Here is a 15,972-nt window from a genome sequence, read left to right as displayed (position 1 = left end):
CCGATTAGTCGTCCACAGGCAGCAAATCCCAGCCCGCGCAGCAGGTGGCGACATCGTGCAGGGCGGGCAGCAATTCCATCGGCACCCCAGCGGGGGTACGCAGAGCTGGGTAGGTGTCGCCGGCACCGTCGAGCACGAGATCGCGGAACCGTTTCCACGGAAAGTGGGCACCTGGATCGCTGCATCGATCAGGGTCCAGCAAGGCATGCGATGCGATGTGTTTCAAATTTGGGTACTTCGCCCAACAGTAGCGCACGATTTCAGCGGCAATCTCCACCTGCCAGTCCGAGAATGGCTCCACGACATCGCGGCTCCGCGAATTGACTATCTGGATTGCGAGGCTCCAGTCATCGACTTTGGCCTGGCCAGCGTTCACCGCAGGATACGACCGATGGTCTCGCACGTGGAGGGCGGCGCTTGCCTCCGGCACACAGGCCCATGCGAACTTGCCATGCGGCTCTTCGTCCGTGCCAGGAATCAGCCAATGCCAACTGGCCCTGTGCGCTTTCATGACGGACATGGCGCCCGCCGAACTTAGCCCTGCCGCCGCGTGGATGACCAGCGCCCTGATTCCTTCGATCGGATCGACCGCTCGACGGGACGTCGCATTATACCAGTGATCCCGTACGCCGGGATAATATTCCTCCGGAATTCTGAATGGTGCAGGTCGTCCCGACCTTGGCAAATCAAAGAGAAAAAATCTCGGATCGTTCATCGTCCGTTATCCCAGGGTCGAGACCACCTTTGTCTGCGCCACGCGTGAAGGCAGCGTGATTCCCCCGCTCGCAGCCGTCTGCCGCGCGTCGACTGCCAATCACGTGCTGCTCACGAGCAACTTACGACGACCCGGTTCAAATCGGTGCATATCCCGATCTGGAGGCGAACCCGATGTTCTCCCGATCCCTTGGTGAGGAGCGATGCCGTGGATGAACTCGTAAACATCATCGTGTTGTGGCCAACCGTCACTTTTGGCTACCGGAACCGCCGCAACACCCGAGGATCCGGCATGTCTCGCCGACCCAGACGATCGTGCTGCGTCCGGATTGGAACGCTCGCGAATCCGGCACGCCAGTGGGGAGATAGCAGATGAATGCTCAGTTCGAGTTTTGCCGGTCCATGACCCGCAACCACCAGCTGGCTGCGTCCCTGCGGCGTCCGGCAAGCTTGTCTTGGCCGATCAAGGTGTATGTTCTCGGCGGGTTCCGGCTTGAACGTGACGGTTCGGCACTGGACCTTGGCGCCAAGCCACCGACGCGGGCCCTCGACATTCTTCGTGCCTTGGCCATCTCCCAGGGCCAAGTCTGCCCGCTCGAAGGCCTGCAGGACTGGCTCTGGCCCGACCTTGACGGCGACCAGGCGAAGGCTGCCTGCGATCAGGCGCTCCACCGTCTGCGCAAATTGCTCGGCCAGACGGACCTGGTGATTCAGAGGGAGGGCAAGCTGCGCCTCGCCGCAGACAGGGTTTGGGTGGATTTGGCCGATTGGGAGGCGCGCCTCAAACGGGCTCTGGCCTCGAATGCCGTGACTGAACCGGAGCTGGAGCGGCTCTTCCTCCTGTTCCCGGGGCCTCTCTTTCTGCACGAGCGTATTGCCGCCTGGTGCTTGCCGGCCGCTGAACGCGTGCGCCGCGACGTGATCGAACTCGCGATCCGCATCGGCAAGCACTGCGAGGCTCGCAACGATCCTGGGAAAGCCCGGACTATCTATTTGCGGGCGCTCGATTTTTACCCCGACTCTGTGAGAATCTACAAGGCGCTCATTCAGGGCGACATCGCCCAAGACGATGTTGCTGGCGCGATCGAGGATTACTCCTGCTACGAGCGGACACTTCGCGCATCATGCGGTAGCACACCTTCGCCTGAGCTGCGTGCCCTCATCCAGTTGCTCTTCGCGCGCCTTGCGCGTGAGACCGGACCTGTTGGGCAATATGTCAGGGCCGGTCGAGAACGGTTTGTCCCGGTTCTCAGGCCAGCGACGATCCCGGCGTGATCAACTTCGCCTACGCGCCTCTGTCGCCGATTCAGCGCGAGATCGCATTCTGCTTCAATCTCTCGAAAGCTCACGACTAAAGCCACTCCAGGCGCCAGCCGTCCAGCCTGAGCAGGCGGTCCTGCGGCACTTCCATGCTGACCGCATCTTGTTCGGACATCCCCAGCACGAAGCGGAACAGCGCGCGCATGACGCCACCATGGGTCACGCAGACCGTCTGGCGATCGAGCGCGTCGAACCACGGCTTCACCCGTTCGAGCAGCATCTGATAGCTTTCGGCGCCCTCGCCGGGCGGCTGGAAATTCCATTTATCGAGGCGGCGGTGCCTGGTCGAACCGGGATCGTTCGCCTCGAGTTCGGCAAAGGTGAAACCCTGCCAGTCGCCAAAGCTCAATTCTACGAGTAGCGGCTCGGTACGATAGGCGTGCGGATCGAGCTTCATCGCCGCGCGCAGGCGCTCCATCGTCTCGCGCGTGCGCCGCATCGGGCTGGCGACAAAGTCGAAATCTTCGGGCTTGTCGATGAGTTCGGCCAGCCTACGCCCGTTGCGGCTAGCCTGCTCGCGGCCAAGCTCGTTGAGGTCGGTATCGGCCTGCCCCTGCAGCCGGGCCTCGGCGTTCCACGCCGTCTGGCCGTGGCGCACGATATAGACGAGCGGGTACATCAGGTCTTCCGGAAGAGGTCAGGCGGCGGCGTCAGTCCTTGACGGTAGAAATATCCGGCGCGTCGACCGCCTTCATGCCGACGACATGATAGCCGGAATCGACATGATGGATCTCGCCGGTGACACCGCGCGAAAGGTCGGACAGGAAATAGACGCCGGAATCGCCAACCTCCTCCTGCGTCACCGTCTGCTTCAACGGGGAATTGTATTCGTTCCACTTCAGGATGTAGCGGAAATCGCCGATGCCGGATGCGGCAAGCGTCTTGATCGGGCCGGCGGAGATCGCGTTGACACGGATCTTCTTGGCGCCGAGATCGACGGCCAGATAGCGCACGCTGGCTTCGAGTGCCGCCTTGGCGACACCCATGACGTTGTAGTGCGGCATCACCTTTTCCGCGCCGTAATAGGTCAGCGTCAGCAGCGAGCCGCCGTCGGTCATCAGCGCCTCGGCACGTTTGGCGATGGTGGTGAAGGAATAGACCGAAATATCCATGGTGCGCAGGAAATTGTCGCGCGTCGTCTCGACATAGCGGCCGGTCAGCTCGTCCTTGTCGGAAAAGGCGATGGCGTGGACGAGGAAATCGAGCTTGCCCCAATGGCTGTCGATATCGGCGAACACCGCATCAAGGCTGGCCGGGTCGGTCACGTCGCAATGGCCGGCGACATGCGCGCCCAGTTCCGCGGCAAGCGGCTCGACGCGTTTCTTGAACGCCTCGCCCTGATAGGTCAGCGCGATCTCGGCGCCATGGTCGACACAGGCCTTGGCGATGCCGTAAGCGATCGAGCGATTGTTGGCGATGCCAAGGATAAGGCCGCGCTTGCCGGCCATAAGGCCCCGTCCACCCGCCATGTCAGCGCTCTCCGCAAGGTTCTCTACTTTGTGGAGTGCCTATCGCACAGCCACAGTGCCCCTTCAAGCGTTCAAAGCGGACAGTTCGGGGGACAAAGCGGTTGCTCAGCAGTGCCGCGCGTCCTTTGGACGTGCAAAGGACGCTGTAGCGCTTTGACCTTGCGGTCGTGGGCCAGTGAAAAAATACGACACTTGGTGTCCGTGTGGCACGGCGGAAGATGACCCTTTGGCGGAAGTTTCGTTGGCCAGCGGCCGAAGTCACGCTCATGACCCCAAGCCGACTTCATGATTTGAGCTGTGGACGACCGGTTTGCGCCTAATCTAAGACATTCCGGAGACGCGGCCCTATCCCGGAAGCGGACGTTGCCAGTGAGCGCGCTGGAGACGTGATTGCGCCAAACGTGGACCGCACGCGCGCTCCTCCAGCCGACACTCCTGTTAGGCTAGAGGCACCCCATTCCTGTCGTTGCAGCGAACTGAAAGCCCGCGTTGATGATCACGACTGGATTGCGAACGGATAGCAGACGGGTGGGCTAGGAACCCATTATGCCGTTGCCAATGGGACTATTCTAAGCCTTAGTGCTCACGATGGAGCTTCGATAACATCCGAGAAAGCCGCGTGGCTCTCTCAGCGTGTTGCAGGACGTCCGATGACCACCAGGGAACGAGTTCAGACCGGGTCGCTTGCAGGGGAGCGCAGGCATGTGACCGCGCTGTACTATGACATTGTTGGTTCGACCACTCTGCTAAATCAGCTGGACCCCGAAGAATTCGGCGCTATGCAACGTTCGCTCCACAATGGAGCGGCTGCATTGATCAGCGACTACAATGGCTACCTCGAGCGGGTTCATGGCGACGGCGGCTGCGCCTATTTCGGCTTTCCCGAGTCCAGGGAAGATGCCGCCGAATGTGCGGTCGCGTCGGCAATCGAAATTGTCGAGTGGTGCGAGAAACTGGCGAGACAGTCCGAATCCAGCCTCAAGGTAAGGGTCGGCATCACCACAGGTGTGGTCGTCATCGCTGACGCTTCGAAAACGAACCTTCCGGGCGCCACCGAGATTATTGGCGTCGCGCCGGCACTGGCTGCGCGCATCCAGTCCGAAGCAGCGCCGAACAGTGTTGCTGTCGCAGAAGCCACCTATCGGCTTACCATGGGCGCGTTCGAATTCGAGGAGATCGGTCCAAGGCACCTGAAAGGATTTGGCGAACCGGTACTTTTGTGGCGGCCATTAACTCGCCGGCAGCAGTTCGACCGCTTCACAGCGTATCGGCGCGTTTCCGCGCCGCTAATCGGTCGCGAAGACGAGCTTGAATTGTGTGGCCGGCGTTGGGTTAGAGCCGCAAACGGCAATGGCCAGTTCATTCTTCTCCATGGCGACCCCGGGATCGGAAAATCCCGGCTGATCGCCGAGTTCCGCCGTGATCTTGCCGCTAAGGGTGTGCGGACCCTGGTGTTTCAATGTCAGCCGCGCGGCAATTCGGAACCGCTGCACCCGTTTCTAGAACCTCTCAGAAAGGCAATCGCAGACGCGACCGGCAACGCCGACCCGGATCGGGATGCGGTCACGCGCTACCTGCGGTCACATGGCTCGGAACTTGGCGCGTTGAATGCCGAGATCATCACATTCCTTGTCGCGGGCGAGACGGAGGGGGGCGCTGGCCAAGCCTGGCAGGTCGATCTCTCGAACGAGGAGATCAGGGCGCGTGTTGTCGAGGCCATGCTGTCACTTCTGACGTCGCCGTCCGTTCTTGGACCGCTCCTCCTGATAATCGAGGACGTTCACTGGGCAGACACGCTCACCAAAGCACTTGTCGCCAAGCTGAGCCGGTGGATCGAAACACGGCCGATTCTTGCCGCAGTAACGTCGCGCGAGGCTATCGCGCCGGACGGTTTCGGCGATCCAAACGTGCTTGCCGTCGCCTTGTCTGGCCTGACTGCTCAAGCTACCGCGGAGCTGCTCAGCACGATCTGGGAGGATTATTCGCCACCAGATGAACTGGTCGCCTTTATCTACGAGAAGAGCGATGGCGTGCCCCTGTTTGCCGAACAGCTGGCGCTTTGGATCCGTGAACGAGCGAAGGCTGGCTTGCCAGATCGGGCCGGATTGGAGGCGTTGCTTCGTGCGGATAGCATTCTGGATCTCCGGGATCTTCTCGCAGCCCGCCTCGCCAGCTTGGGGCCATTGAGACGTGTCGCCCAAATCGCAAGCGTCCTAGGGCGACAGTTCCGACGGAAACTGCTGGCTTGTGTGCTTGAACTTGGGCCTCTTGCCATACCTCTGGACGAAGCAATCGAAGGTCTTGTCCAAGCCGGGATTGTCCGTCGGAAGTCTGGCGGTATGGAAATTCGCTTCCGCCACGTGCTGATCCAGGAAGCGGCCTACGAAAGCCTCCTGAAATCCGAGCGGCAGGAAATCCACACAAGCGTTGTAAATCTCATTCAATCAGGTGTTGTTCCGCCGCTCTCCGACGAGACGATGGCATGGCATTTCGGGCAGGCCGGACAGCCTGTGCAGGCGGCGCGCCACGCTATTCAGGCGGCAGAGGCTTGCGATGTTCGGTCAGCAATGCAGGAGGCAGAAAACCTGCTGGATTTCGCTGAGAAACAACTCGCTCAGGCCGGCAGGAATGCCGAGTCGAATGAGCAGCTGCTTCGCCTCCTCACAGTTCGCGGGCCGGTCGTTGCAGCGCTTTTCGGTAGAGGCAGCAAGCAAGCGCGTGCGATCTATGAGCGCGGCGTATCGCTGTGCGCCACGGTTAAGGATCGGGATCGTGCAGAATGGTTCCCGCTTTACTGGGGTTGGTGGTTCACTGCGCCCGACTACCAGACACAGCGCGCAAGATCCGACATCCTCGTGCAGGACCTTGAAGGCTCTGCAGATCCTGAGGTCCGGCTTCAGTCGCTGCATTGCGCATGGGCGACCAACATTGATGCCGGGCTGCATTCGCACTGCCTAAAATGCGTCGAGCAGGGTCTCGTTCTTTACGACGAGGATCGCGCATGTTTCAACCGCGGCCGTTACGGAGGTCATGACGCCAAGGTCTGCGGCCTGGGCGAACGTGCGTTCTCCCTGTGGTTCGTAGGCGACGACAATGGGGCTTCCGAAAGTATAATCGCTGCCAAACGATGGGCCGAGCACATCAATCATCCGAACAGCATGTTGCATGCACTGGAGTTCGAGATCGAGCTGAAACGATATCGAAACGACCATCCCGGTGTGATTGCGGTCTCCGAAAGGATCGGAGAACTCGGGCGGGCAACGCCGGGTGTACTCGCCAAGGCGGCGCTGTTCCGTGCCTGGGCGCAGGGTATGAGCGGGGACGCGGCAGCTGGCGTAGTGGCATTCGAAACCGAGTTGACACGCTGGCGCGAGATCGCGACCTACGAGGGTGCCCCCGTTTTTGAGGGCATGCGTTCGGAGTTGTTAGAACGCGCTGGACGCAACGACGAGGCCTTGTCGATACTGGATAGCATCATCGCGGCTTCGACCAGCAGTGGGCAAGTGTTCTGGCTTGCTGAGTTGCTACGGCAGCGCGGTGTGCTCCGTCATACCCTTGGCGAATCGCAGGAGGCGGTGATGGCCGACCTTCGTCGAGCGCTCGAAGTCAGCACCGAACAGCGGGCCGCACCCCTGGCGTCACGCGTGCGGCTGGACCTCGATCGGCTCCGGCTGTGAAGTCCGACACCGGCTTTGCGCAGGCGCTTGCCATTCCTGCGAATGAGATCGGTCTTAGGCTCGACCGCGAACTCTCCGCCCTTGGCGATGCCCAGTGCACAGACTCCGCAGCCACCGAGAAGCTCGCCCGCGGGCTTTTCTCCGTCCGGAGACGTTTTGGCATAACGCGGATCGGATCGTTGACCCGCCTTGATCGCGCCGGCGTGGCGGTTGCTCAAGCCGTGCGGCCATTGTCGCTCTCCAACGCTGTCTCCCAGGGCAAGGGTGAAACCCTCATAGAGGCAGCGGCCGGGGCACTGATGGAAGCGCTCGAAGGATGGGCAGCGGAGCAGGTCTCGCATGAGCGCATCAGGATCGCAAGCGCGCGCGTTCTGGGAGAAGAGATTCGGGCCCTCTATGCCGGCTGCCGAGTCCATGACTTCGACGCCGGCTGGGATCAACTGCAACTCCAGTGGACCGACGGTTATGATATTTTCACCGGCCGGGTGCTGCCAGTTCCTCTCCCCCTGGTCGATACCATCTACACGCTTCCGTCCCCGCATCCCGTGGCGTTTCCCCGATCCACGCGCGGACTCGCCGCCGGGCAAACGCTAGTTTCCGCGATCACCCATGCAGCGCTAGAAATCATCGAGCGCGCGAGCATCGCAGGAGCCAAGCGGTATCCACGTTCCTTTCCGGAAATTCGTATCGACCCCGCCCGTATTGGCGGTCCGCGTTCGTCGCGAATTCTGGCAAGCCTCGCAGCCGCGGATCTCGTTGCCGGAATATGGCTCGTCCCAGGCGATCATGATTTGCCGGTCTTTCGCTGCGCCGTAATGGAATCGGAAGCGCATCAGGAGATTGCGCCGCTGCCGGGCGAGGGGTTTGCGTGCGACTTTACCCATGATGGCGCCTTGGCCAAGGCACTGATGGAGGCGGCACAGGCCCGGGTAACCGCGCTCGCCGGTGCCCGTGAAGATATTACACGTGCCGCTTATCCCGAGTGGTACGACCGAGTGGACCTGGACACGCGTCGACGCTCGTTCCGGGTGCCAGGGAACGCCACCACGCTTCCCGCCGATAGCGTCGGACCGACCTCAGGCGCCAGCAAGCTCGACGCCGTTCTCAAATCGCTAAGGCGCGCCGGAGCGCAGGCGGCCCTTGTCGTGCCGCTCCATAGCAGCACGGATCCCGATATCGAGATTGTCCGTCTCGTCGCCCCTCCGCTCAAAGACCTCATCAGAGGATAGGGATGGCGGACAAGCCGGTCATTTTCCTCGGACCGACACTGCCGCGTGCCCAAGCGGCAGCCATCCTCGACGCCGTTTATCTACCGCCCGCCGAACAGGGTTCGATCGTCCGCGCAATGAGAGCCTATCAACCGAAAGCGATAATCCTCATCGACGGTTCGTTCGGGAAGGTACCGGCAGTTCGTCACAAGGAAATCCTGTGGGCGTTGGGAAACGGAATTCCGGTGTTCGGGGCGGCAAGCATGGGCGCGCTCCGCGCCGCTGAACTGGCGGCGTTCGGCATGCAGGGCCATGGCTTCATCTACCGATGGTACGCGTTGACGCCGCTCGCCGACGACGATGAAGTCGCGGTAGCGATGTGTCCTACTGAACTCGGCGCGGCGGCCCTGAGCGAAGCGCTTATCAACATACGCCTTACGCTAAAGCGGGCATTGCGAGCAGGCATCATCAACGCCGTGGAAAGGCGATCTCTGGAAGTGCTGGCGCGGGACACGCACTTCGTCGATCGCAGCTATCCGAGGCTGCTCGCGGAGGCGCGATCTTCTCTGCCCAGCAAATCCGCAACGGCCCTGGATCGGCTTGCTGACTGGCTCCCCCGATCGGCGATCGACCGCAAACGCGAAGACGCAACCGGCTTGCTGGCGAAACTTGCATGCTGCCCTGAACTTCTGGCGCATGCGCCGATGACCCCGCCTTTCACCCTGACCGAAGCTTGGGCCTATGACCTCGGCGCGGCCGGGCTGTGGGACGACGACATTGGGTCTGTTCTTGCGGAACGGGATGGATTTTGATCTAACAGGAATACTTCAGACTGTCCTTTCAGGAGAGGGGTGGGACTGCCTGCATGGGCGCCAGTGCAAGATGGCAGTCGGGTATTGGATCCGCGGCTTCGCGCCTTGGAACACGCTTTCTTGTTTTTCCCCAACCTCCTTTCATTCAGGGTTACGAACGGCCCGAGATGATTTGGGTCTCCACGCCGCCTGACGCGATCGGCCCCGGGCCAGCCGACCGACGGATGTATGTGATCGACCCGTTGCTTGAAAAGCAGCCATACCAGTTTCCTTACCTGCCTCCTTACGCCGGTGCCCTCAGGCCGCCTGCGGTAGCCGGCCCAGACGGGCACTTCGACAACATTCCGCTGGGCACACCGGAGTTCGAGGCGGCGCATGCCTACGCTTGCGTGCGGCGGGTGCTCGACATCTGCGAGAGCTATGTGGGGCGCGAGATTCCCTGGTTCTTCGAACCGACCTATCCGCGTCTCGAGATTGTGCCGCGGCTGAACTGGGACAACGCCCAGTCGGGTTACGGCTTTCTGGAGATGGGGATCGATGAGGCCCGCGGAACCACGCAGCCCTTCGCGCTCAACTTCGATGCTGTTGCACACGAGATCGGGCATCTGGTGATTTTCGGCGTCATGGGAGTTCCCCGTTTCGATCCGCCGCATGAATACTTCGCCTACCACGAGGCAGTGGCCGATTTCATCGCGCTGATCTCGCTCCTGCACTTCGATACTGCGCTGGATTTGCTTTTGCGGCGCACGCGCGGCAACCTCCTGATCAACAACGAACTGGACCGCTTCGGCGAGCTCTCCGACGAAAAGCAGGTCCGACGGTTCAGCCACTCGCTGCGGATGAGCGACGTCAGCACGGAAGTGCATGACCTTTCCAAGCCCTTCGCGGGCGCACTCTTCGACATCCTTATCGAGATCTACCAGGTGCTGCTGTTCGAACGCGGGCTGTCCGATCTGGATCCGCGTGACTTTCGTGATCTCAGGAGTGAGCTTTCCGAAGAAGAGGTCGAAGACCTGCTTTCGGTTTCACTCGCCGCCAATGACGGCCGCCTCTTCGCATTGAAATCGGCATTGGAAGAAGCCCGCGACCTAGTGGGCGAGATCCTGGTGCGGTCGTGGGAAGAGCTTGATCCGCATGCACTGGACTATCGCGAAGCAGCCGAGGCGATGGTTGTTGCCTGCGAAAGCGGGCGTGCGCGCCGCTTCGCTGACAGCCTTGTCGACAACTTCGCCTGGCGCGAGATTTTTTGAAGGAGAAAGGGATGCCAAAGTCACCAACGCCGACAGGCAACCCACTTAAACCGTCTGGCCCGGGCGGTGGGCCAGGTCGATCGCCAAACAATACTGGAGGGAGAAGCATTATGTCGTCCGATATTCCTGCGCCACCCAGCGCGCAAAACTATTCGCCGGATCAGATTACGCTCTATGGCGTCAGGTTGAATTTCGATAATGTGGGCAAAGTTAGTCACAGAACAGCGACTTTGCCGTTGAATGAAAACTTACTTCGCATGTCCATTGTCAAGAAACGCGATGACCTCGAGCCTATAATTCCAACCAAGGAGGTGATTGCTGTCGTCTATGGATATGCCTTTGAAGGTCAATGCTACCGCAATGACAAACCAAAACTACTCATTTTTCATCCAACGTCACGAGAAACCGCCGCGACAGGATGCGGATTTGATGACCTGGGATACGTCATGTGGGGAGTTACAAAGAAAACCCCGATCATGGAACTTGCCACAAGTACTGACTTCGCCGAAGAAATCATCTTGAATGCAAACCTTCCCGGCAACCGCAGCCCAAACACTTACGGGAACAGCTTCATGCTGGCACATCGCGGCGGCCGGCTAAGCCGCGGAGGGGGGAGCCAAAGTTAGTTCTTGGTATCTTCCTTGGCGGCTTCTTGCTTCGACTTCGAGGGTGGCGGTGGCGGGAAAGCTTTGTCATCAATATTGTATGTGCTGTCAGCCTCGACCTCCATATTCTCTTCGTGTACAAGCCAATCTTTCTCGTTCTTGCTCACATAGACATCGACACTGCCGACGTTATTGCCTTGGGTCGTAACGGCCACCTCACGTTTGGCATCACGGACTTTCAGGAAAAACTCCGTCGGCGGCGGCTCGGGAAATGGTAGTTTGTCTGTTATTCTCAAAAATTTATCACTAACCGTCACGGTGAAATATATCGATTCCACGCCTGCCATTGATCCCTCCTGCAGAAGGCCGTGCTCAAATTCGGTGCGAAGCAGTACAGTGCAACCAGTTCGGCTCGTTGTAAAGGCAGTGACTACGGCCTTACCTTTCGGGCACAGAACCCACACGGACAAACTCGACCCCGGTGATCGCCATCGCAGGTCGCCTCTCCACGATTGCCAGGATGGAGCGGATAGTTGTGCTCGATCAGGGACGCATCGTGGAAGAAGGCGGGCCGGACGAACTGGTGGGACAGGATGGCCCTGTTTGCCCGTCTGTGGAAACACCAAACCGGTGGCTTTATTCCTTACGAGATAAGCTAACCTACCCCTGTTGCAGGAGCCGACAAAGCTCCAGAGATTTGCGACGGAAATTGGGATTCCCGTTCTGCAGTCGCGAGCGCTCCGATCTACGCTCACGGCGCTTCGTGGCTTGAACGTCGCTCTCATCTATGAAGCTCCATAAGCTGCCCTTCCGCTCGCGGCTCCAAACGCGACGTCTGAGCAGTAGTTCGGCGACAACGCTCCTGGCCCAATCAAGACGTTCGGTGTATAGCAGAAGCGTCCGCAAGTCCGCTTTTCCACACGGCATCAAGCGCCGGCCTTTTCGATCGTCAGCCCTTTCGCCGGCGCATCAGCGCCTCGAGCTCGGCGTCGCCGCCTTCCGGCAGCATCAGCCGCACGTGCGCGTAGAGGTCGCCGTGACCGCCGGCCTTTTCCGGCAGGCCCCTGCCCTTCAGCCGCAGAACCTTGTCCGAGCTCGACCAAGGGGGGACGTTGACCGCAATCCTGCCGGTCGGGGTTTCGACCGCCACCTTGGCGCCGTGCACCGCATCGGCCAGTTCCACCGGCAGGTCGACATGCAGGTCGCGCCCCTCGACGCGGTAGCGCGGGTGCCGGCGGAAACGGATTTTAACCAGCGCATCGCCCGGCTGGCCCGGTCCTTGCTCACCCTGGCCTTTCAGGCGGATGGTCTGGCCGTCCTCGACATAGGCCGGCAACTTGACCGCCATCTTGCGGCCGTCGGGGAACATCGCCGTCACTTTCTCGGCGGTTGCGGCCTCCTCGATGGTGACGTCCAGCGTCACGTTGAGGTCGGCTGCGGTCGGCATCCGGCGGCCGGCGCCCATGCCGGCACCGCGCTGCTGGCTGAAAGCATCGCCGAAGATCTGGCTGAAGATGTCGCTGTTGCCGTCGAACGGGTCACCGCCGGGACGGCCCGTGCGGAATTCGAAATGCGCGCCGCCCGGCCCTTGCTGCCGGCGGAAACCGGCGAAAGGATCGGCGCCGCCGGCCGCACTCTCGAAACCCTGGAACCGCGGTTTGCCTTCGGCGTCGATCTCACCGCGATCGAAAGCCGCGCGGTTCTTCTCGTCGCCGACGATCTCGTAAGCCTGGTTGGCGGCGGCAAAACGCTCCTTTGCCTTGGGATCCGGATTCTGGTCCGGATGATACTTCTTGGCGAGCTTCCGGTACGCCGATTTTATGTCCTTGGCCGATGCGTTCTTGGCAACGCCCAGCACCTCATAGGGGTCGCGCATGCTTACTGCCCTGGAGAAGGAGTGGTTCCATGATCGCCTCCTATATGCGCTTGCATAGGAAGAAATTCCAGTGGCTTACCACTATATCGCCGGCGGAAAATCAGAGCGCCTTGAAGTCCTGCATTCGCCAGGCGCTGCCGCCGGCCAGGCATACTTCGCCTTTGAACAGCGCGACGCCGTCGAAGCTCTCGCGCGACGCGGTGAAGCGACGGCATGTCTCACCGTTAGCCCTGAATTCCGCGAGCTCGGTGATGGAGCCGCGCGAGCCGGTGTCGGCATTCGCCCAGGGAACGGCCTGCCCAGCCAGTTGCTCGACGTCGGCGGAGGACACGGCGTTGCGGATCGTGGCCTGATCGGAGGCGCGGTCCTGATCGAGCGGCGTGACTGAGGCCGGCGTGCTCGAGGTCAGCACCGAGCGGTCGACCTCCGCCTGCTCCAGGCTGAAGCCGCCGCCGCCACAGGCGGTAAGCGGCAGGACGATTATCACGATCATGGCTTTGGCGCTGGCCGAAGCGATAACGCTCCATTGCCCACTGTCAAAAGCTTGCGCGATACGCGACAATCGGCAATCTCCCCAGCCGGCGACAAATTTGGGAAAACTATGAGCGAAACCGGGTTAACAAGCGGTGACTTTACCGAGGCGGCGGAGCCGTTCCGGCTCTTTGCGGCGTGGCTCGACGACGCGACGAAGAGCGAGATCAACGACCCCAACAGCGTGGCGCTGGCGACCGTTGATGCCGAAGGCATGCCGAATGTGCGTATGGTGCTGCTCAAGGGGTTCGATGAGGGCGGATTTGTCTTCTACACGAATTTCGAGAGCGCCAAGGGCCGTGAGATCCTTGGCAGCATGAAAGCGGCGATGTGCTTCCACTGGAAATCGCTGCGCCGGCAGGTGCGAGCGCGCGGCCCGGTGGAGATCGTCACCGACGCCGAAGCCGACGCCTATTACGCGACGCGTCCGCGCGGCAGCCGCATCGGCGCCTGGGCCTCCAAACAGTCGCGGCCGCTGGAGAGCCGCTTCGCGCTGGAAAAGGCGGTCGCCGAATACACGGCGCGCCATGCGATCGGCGAGATCCCGCGGCCAAAACACTGGTCAGGCTTTCGCATCGTGCCGCAGAGCATCGAGTTCTGGCACGACCGTCCGTTCCGGCTGCACGACCGTGTCGTCTTTTCGCGCAACGCCGAGGGCGGCTGGGACAAGGTGAGGCTTTATCCGTAGGGGACGATGCCGCGCTGTTTCAATCGCAGGAGTGACTCCTATGTGGCTGCGCAGGCCATCGAGGATTTTGTAGCCCGTGAGGAATGGCAACTCGCCGAAATAGAGGCAGGATTGGCTGAAGCCTCGCGCGGCGATTTTGCCAGTGCCGGCGAGGTAGAGGCTGTTGTCGGGAAATACGTCAAGTCGACCCGCCAGGCATAAGCCACAGTCAATCCGCTAAACCGAGCGGGCGCTGCGGCGGCTTGATGAAATCGGCGCGCATGGCGAGAAAGACAATCCCGAGGCCGCCGCGAGAGTCATTGCGCGCATCGTAACGGCGGCGGGACATCTCGCCGAACAACCGCGATGGGGCGTGTCGGGCGCATCAACGGGACACGGGAACTCGTCTTGGTCGAAGCCGTATATCATCCCTCATCGCGTCGACGGCGAGACTGTCGAAATCCTCACCGTCATGCACGCCGCCCAGCGGTGGCTTAGGCCTTGTAAGTCGCTCGGCACCCAGGTCAGGCCATACCGCCTGCGCCGAACCACCCGGAACTCCCGGGCTCCAGAGACCTGGCGCTTCCGATCTCACTTCACGCTCTCGTGTGCGTGAAACGTTCCAGCTTGCGGGGACGAACCAGGGAAGGGCTCAACGCGCCGCTGGCGCAAATTCAGGAGGACGCAATGCATTCACTCAGGTTGGTCACGATAGCCGGTCTTGCCGGCCTTTTCGCTTCGCAAGCCTTTGCGGAGGACGCGATGGGGACAATGACGGTGATGAAGGGTGGCGAGGTCATGGCGATCATGCCCGATGGGCATATGGGCACCATGATGCCCGACGCGAAGATGAGCGCCGAAATGATGAAAATGGCGAAACCGATCAAGCATTGCATGATGTTGATGACCGACGCCAAAGGCAAGACATTCATGATCGACACGTCTTCGGCAAAGGCCCAGGCCGAATGTAAAAAAATGGCGATGTGACAAAGAGAGCATGGCGAGAAAACCCGCCGGTTGCTGCCGGCGGGTCCACGATGCGAGACAAGGCCAGAAGGTCTAGGCCTTTTTCCTGGTCAAGAAGGCGGTCAAGGCGGCGCGGGCTTCATCGGATTTGAGCCGCTCGCGGAAATGCTGGCTTTCCTGGCCGATGCGCTCGACAAGGTCTTCGCGCGAGCCGCGCATCAGGTCTCGCGCGATCCTCAGCGCTTGCGGCGGCTTGGCCGCGATCTGGCCCGCCGCCGCCAATACCGATGCTTCGAGTGCGTCTTCCTCGACCACCTCGTAGATCAGCCCGGCGGCCTTCGCCCGCTCGGCCGAAAAGCCCTCGCCAAGGCCAAGCAGCGCGAAAGCGCCCTGCCGGCCGAGGATCTGCGGTGCGAGCAGGCTCGAACCGGCCTCCGGCACAAGGCCGAGATCGACGAAGGGCGTCCGGAATATTGTGCGCGGCGTGGCGAACGTCAGGTCGCAATGCAGGTTGAGCGTGGTGCCGATGCCGACCGCAATCCCGTCGACGCCGGAAACCATGGGCTTTTCCACTTTGGCCAACGCCATCAGGAAATCCCAGACTTCGGTACCGGCTTCGCCGCCCGAGGCGATGACCATGAAATCGGCAAGGTCGTTGCCGGACGAGAAGGCACCGGGCACGCCGAGAAAGACATGGACACGGATCGCCGGATCGGCGTCGCCGCCGGTAAGAGCCGCCGACATTGTCGCATACATGGCGCGGGTCAGGGCGTTCTTCTTGTCCGGACGGTTGATGCGGATGATCTGGATGGCGCCCTGGCGTTCGACGAGGATGTGGTCTGTCACGGATTGTCCTTTGTGAATTTCGGGCGTTTGC

At 61.1% G+C, this 15,972-nt stretch carries 16 protein-coding genes and 1 pseudogene; 10 read left to right on the top strand and 7 right to left on the bottom strand.

Annotated elements, in window-relative coordinates; all coding sequences use genetic code 11:
* Positions 1-4: 4 nt before the first annotated feature.
* Complete coding sequence (locus tag NKH37_RS21820; RefSeq protein WP_023716896.1) at positions 5-715, bottom strand: N-acetylmuramoyl-L-alanine amidase; 711 nt, start codon at positions 713-715, stop codon at positions 5-7.
* Between the two features lie 371 nt (positions 716-1,086).
* Here NKH37_RS21820 and NKH37_RS21815 point away from each other — a divergent pair, with 371 nt between their 5' ends.
* The gene (locus NKH37_RS21815) at positions 1,087-1,989 is read left to right on the top strand and encodes an AfsR/SARP family transcriptional regulator (RefSeq protein WP_023716895.1); all 903 of its coding nucleotides are present in this window, start codon (positions 1,087-1,089) and stop codon (positions 1,987-1,989) included.
* Positions 1,990-2,065: 76 nt separating this feature from the next.
* On the opposite strand, the gene NKH37_RS21810 is transcribed toward NKH37_RS21815, so the two are convergent.
* Entirely contained in the window at positions 2,066-2,653 is a 588-nt protein-coding gene (locus NKH37_RS21810; protein WP_023716894.1) for a histidine phosphatase family protein, read from the bottom strand.
* A 31-nt stretch (positions 2,654-2,684) separates the two neighbouring features.
* On the bottom strand, positions 2,685-3,503 hold the full coding sequence (gene fabI, locus NKH37_RS21805) for an enoyl-ACP reductase FabI (protein WP_023716893.1): 819 nt from the start codon (positions 3,501-3,503) through the stop codon (positions 2,685-2,687).
* A 650-nt stretch (positions 3,504-4,153) separates the two neighbouring features.
* Here fabI and NKH37_RS21800 point away from each other — a divergent pair.
* The 5 genes from NKH37_RS21800 to NKH37_RS21780 all read left to right on the top strand — a co-directional run bounded on the left by NKH37_RS21800 (position 4,154) and on the right by NKH37_RS21780 (position 11,076).
* Complete coding sequence (locus NKH37_RS21800) at positions 4,154-7,180, top strand: ATP-binding protein (RefSeq protein ID WP_031193359.1); 3,027 nt, start codon at positions 4,154-4,156, stop codon at positions 7,178-7,180.
* Positions 7,177-8,409 carry a YcaO-like family protein gene (locus NKH37_RS21795; protein WP_023716891.1) on the top strand — a complete coding sequence of 411 codons (1,233 nt, stop codon included), beginning with the start codon at positions 7,177-7,179 and terminating at the stop codon, positions 8,407-8,409. Before NKH37_RS21800 ends, NKH37_RS21795 begins: the two co-directional genes overlap by 4 nt.
* A 2-nt stretch (positions 8,410-8,411) precedes the next feature.
* Positions 8,412-9,200, top strand: coding sequence for a TfuA-like protein (locus NKH37_RS21790; protein ID WP_023716890.1), 789 nt, complete (start codon positions 8,412-8,414; stop codon positions 9,198-9,200).
* 53 nt (positions 9,201-9,253) lie between these two features.
* Complete coding sequence (locus NKH37_RS21785; RefSeq protein ID WP_023716889.1) at positions 9,254-10,450, top strand: gluzincin family metallopeptidase; 1,197 nt, start codon at positions 9,254-9,256, stop codon at positions 10,448-10,450.
* A 110-nt stretch (positions 10,451-10,560) separates the two neighbouring features.
* Positions 10,561-11,076 (top strand): hypothetical protein, encoded by a 516-nt coding sequence (locus NKH37_RS21780; protein ID WP_051409559.1) that lies wholly within the window; start codon positions 10,561-10,563, stop codon positions 11,074-11,076.
* On the opposite strand, the gene NKH37_RS21775 is transcribed toward NKH37_RS21780, so the two are convergent.
* From NKH37_RS21775 to NKH37_RS21765, 3 genes are all read right to left on the bottom strand, one after another.
* Positions 11,073-11,402 carry a hypothetical protein gene (locus NKH37_RS21775; RefSeq protein ID WP_023716887.1) on the bottom strand — a complete coding sequence of 110 codons (330 nt, stop codon included), beginning with the start codon at positions 11,400-11,402 and terminating at the stop codon, positions 11,073-11,075. The genes NKH37_RS21780 and NKH37_RS21775 overlap by 4 nt on opposite strands.
* Before the next feature lie 602 nt (positions 11,403-12,004).
* The gene (locus NKH37_RS21770; RefSeq protein WP_023716886.1) at positions 12,005-12,931 is read right to left on the bottom strand and encodes a DnaJ C-terminal domain-containing protein; all 927 of its coding nucleotides are present in this window, start codon (positions 12,929-12,931) and stop codon (positions 12,005-12,007) included.
* Positions 12,932-13,031: 100 nt separating this feature from the next.
* Positions 13,032-13,493 (bottom strand): RT0821/Lpp0805 family surface protein, encoded by a 462-nt coding sequence (locus tag NKH37_RS21765; protein WP_023716885.1) that lies wholly within the window; start codon positions 13,491-13,493, stop codon positions 13,032-13,034.
* 39 nt (positions 13,494-13,532) lie between these two features.
* Here NKH37_RS21765 and pdxH point away from each other — a divergent pair, with 39 nt between their 5' ends.
* The 4 genes and pseudogenes from pdxH to NKH37_RS21745 all read left to right on the top strand — a co-directional run bounded on the left by pdxH (position 13,533) and on the right by NKH37_RS21745 (position 15,116).
* A complete protein-coding gene (gene pdxH / locus NKH37_RS21760) occupies positions 13,533-14,150 on the top strand; it encodes a pyridoxamine 5'-phosphate oxidase (protein WP_023716884.1) in 618 nt (205 codons plus the stop codon).
* 27 nt (positions 14,151-14,177) lie between these two features.
* Positions 14,178-14,351 (top strand): annotated as a pseudogene (locus NKH37_RS21755) (CopG family ribbon-helix-helix protein); the annotation flags it as partial.
* Positions 14,352-14,382: 31 nt separating this feature from the next.
* Positions 14,383-14,745 carry a type II toxin-antitoxin system RelE/ParE family toxin gene (locus NKH37_RS21750; protein WP_353041375.1) on the top strand — a complete coding sequence of 121 codons (363 nt, stop codon included), beginning with the start codon at positions 14,383-14,385 and terminating at the stop codon, positions 14,743-14,745.
* 71 nt (positions 14,746-14,816) lie between these two features.
* On the top strand, positions 14,817-15,116 hold the full coding sequence (locus NKH37_RS21745; protein ID WP_023716881.1) for a hypothetical protein: 300 nt from the start codon (positions 14,817-14,819) through the stop codon (positions 15,114-15,116).
* A gap of 72 nt (positions 15,117-15,188) precedes the next feature.
* Here NKH37_RS21745 and NKH37_RS21740 read toward each other — a convergent pair whose 3' ends face one another.
* Positions 15,189-15,941, bottom strand: a complete 753-nt coding sequence (locus NKH37_RS21740) for a crotonase/enoyl-CoA hydratase family protein (protein ID WP_023716880.1) — start codon at positions 15,939-15,941, stop codon at positions 15,189-15,191.
* Positions 15,942-15,972: the final 31 nt, after the last annotated feature.

This window comes from Mesorhizobium sp. M1217 (assembly GCF_040318275.1).
In the GTDB taxonomy this organism is placed as follows: domain Bacteria; phylum Pseudomonadota; class Alphaproteobacteria; order Rhizobiales; family Rhizobiaceae; genus Mesorhizobium.
Note: the sequence above shows the minus strand (reverse complement) of the source record. Positions and strands in the feature narration are given on the sequence as shown.

What these genes read in the sequence shown, in the direction of transcription:
- pdxH (WP_023716884.1), top strand. Translation starts at nt 13,533, where the DNA reads ATGAGCGAAACCGGGTTAACAAGCGGTGACTTTACCGAGGCGGCGGAG.
- fabI (WP_023716893.1), bottom strand. Translation starts at nt 3,503, where the DNA reads ATGGCGGGTGGACGGGGCCTTATGGCCGGCAAGCGCGGCCTTATCCTT.
- NKH37_RS21800 (WP_031193359.1), top strand. Translation starts at nt 4,154, where the DNA reads ATGACCACCAGGGAACGAGTTCAGACCGGGTCGCTTGCAGGGGAGCGC.
- NKH37_RS21790 (WP_023716890.1), top strand. Translation starts at nt 8,412, where the DNA reads ATGGCGGACAAGCCGGTCATTTTCCTCGGACCGACACTGCCGCGTGCC.
- NKH37_RS21810 (WP_023716894.1), bottom strand. Translation starts at nt 2,653, where the DNA reads ATGTACCCGCTCGTCTATATCGTGCGCCACGGCCAGACGGCGTGGAAC.
- NKH37_RS21815 (WP_023716895.1), top strand. Translation starts at nt 1,087, where the DNA reads ATGAATGCTCAGTTCGAGTTTTGCCGGTCCATGACCCGCAACCACCAG.
- NKH37_RS21770 (WP_023716886.1), bottom strand. Translation starts at nt 12,931, where the DNA reads ATGCGCGACCCCTATGAGGTGCTGGGCGTTGCCAAGAACGCATCGGCC.
- NKH37_RS21745 (WP_023716881.1), top strand. Translation starts at nt 14,817, where the DNA reads ATGCATTCACTCAGGTTGGTCACGATAGCCGGTCTTGCCGGCCTTTTC.
- NKH37_RS21780 (WP_051409559.1), top strand. Translation starts at nt 10,561, where the DNA reads ATGTCGTCCGATATTCCTGCGCCACCCAGCGCGCAAAACTATTCGCCG.
- NKH37_RS21775 (WP_023716887.1), bottom strand. Translation starts at nt 11,402, where the DNA reads ATGGCAGGCGTGGAATCGATATATTTCACCGTGACGGTTAGTGATAAA.
- NKH37_RS21785 (WP_023716889.1), top strand. Translation starts at nt 9,254, where the DNA reads ATGGGCGCCAGTGCAAGATGGCAGTCGGGTATTGGATCCGCGGCTTCG.
- NKH37_RS21820 (WP_023716896.1), bottom strand. Translation starts at nt 715, where the DNA reads ATGAACGATCCGAGATTTTTTCTCTTTGATTTGCCAAGGTCGGGACGA.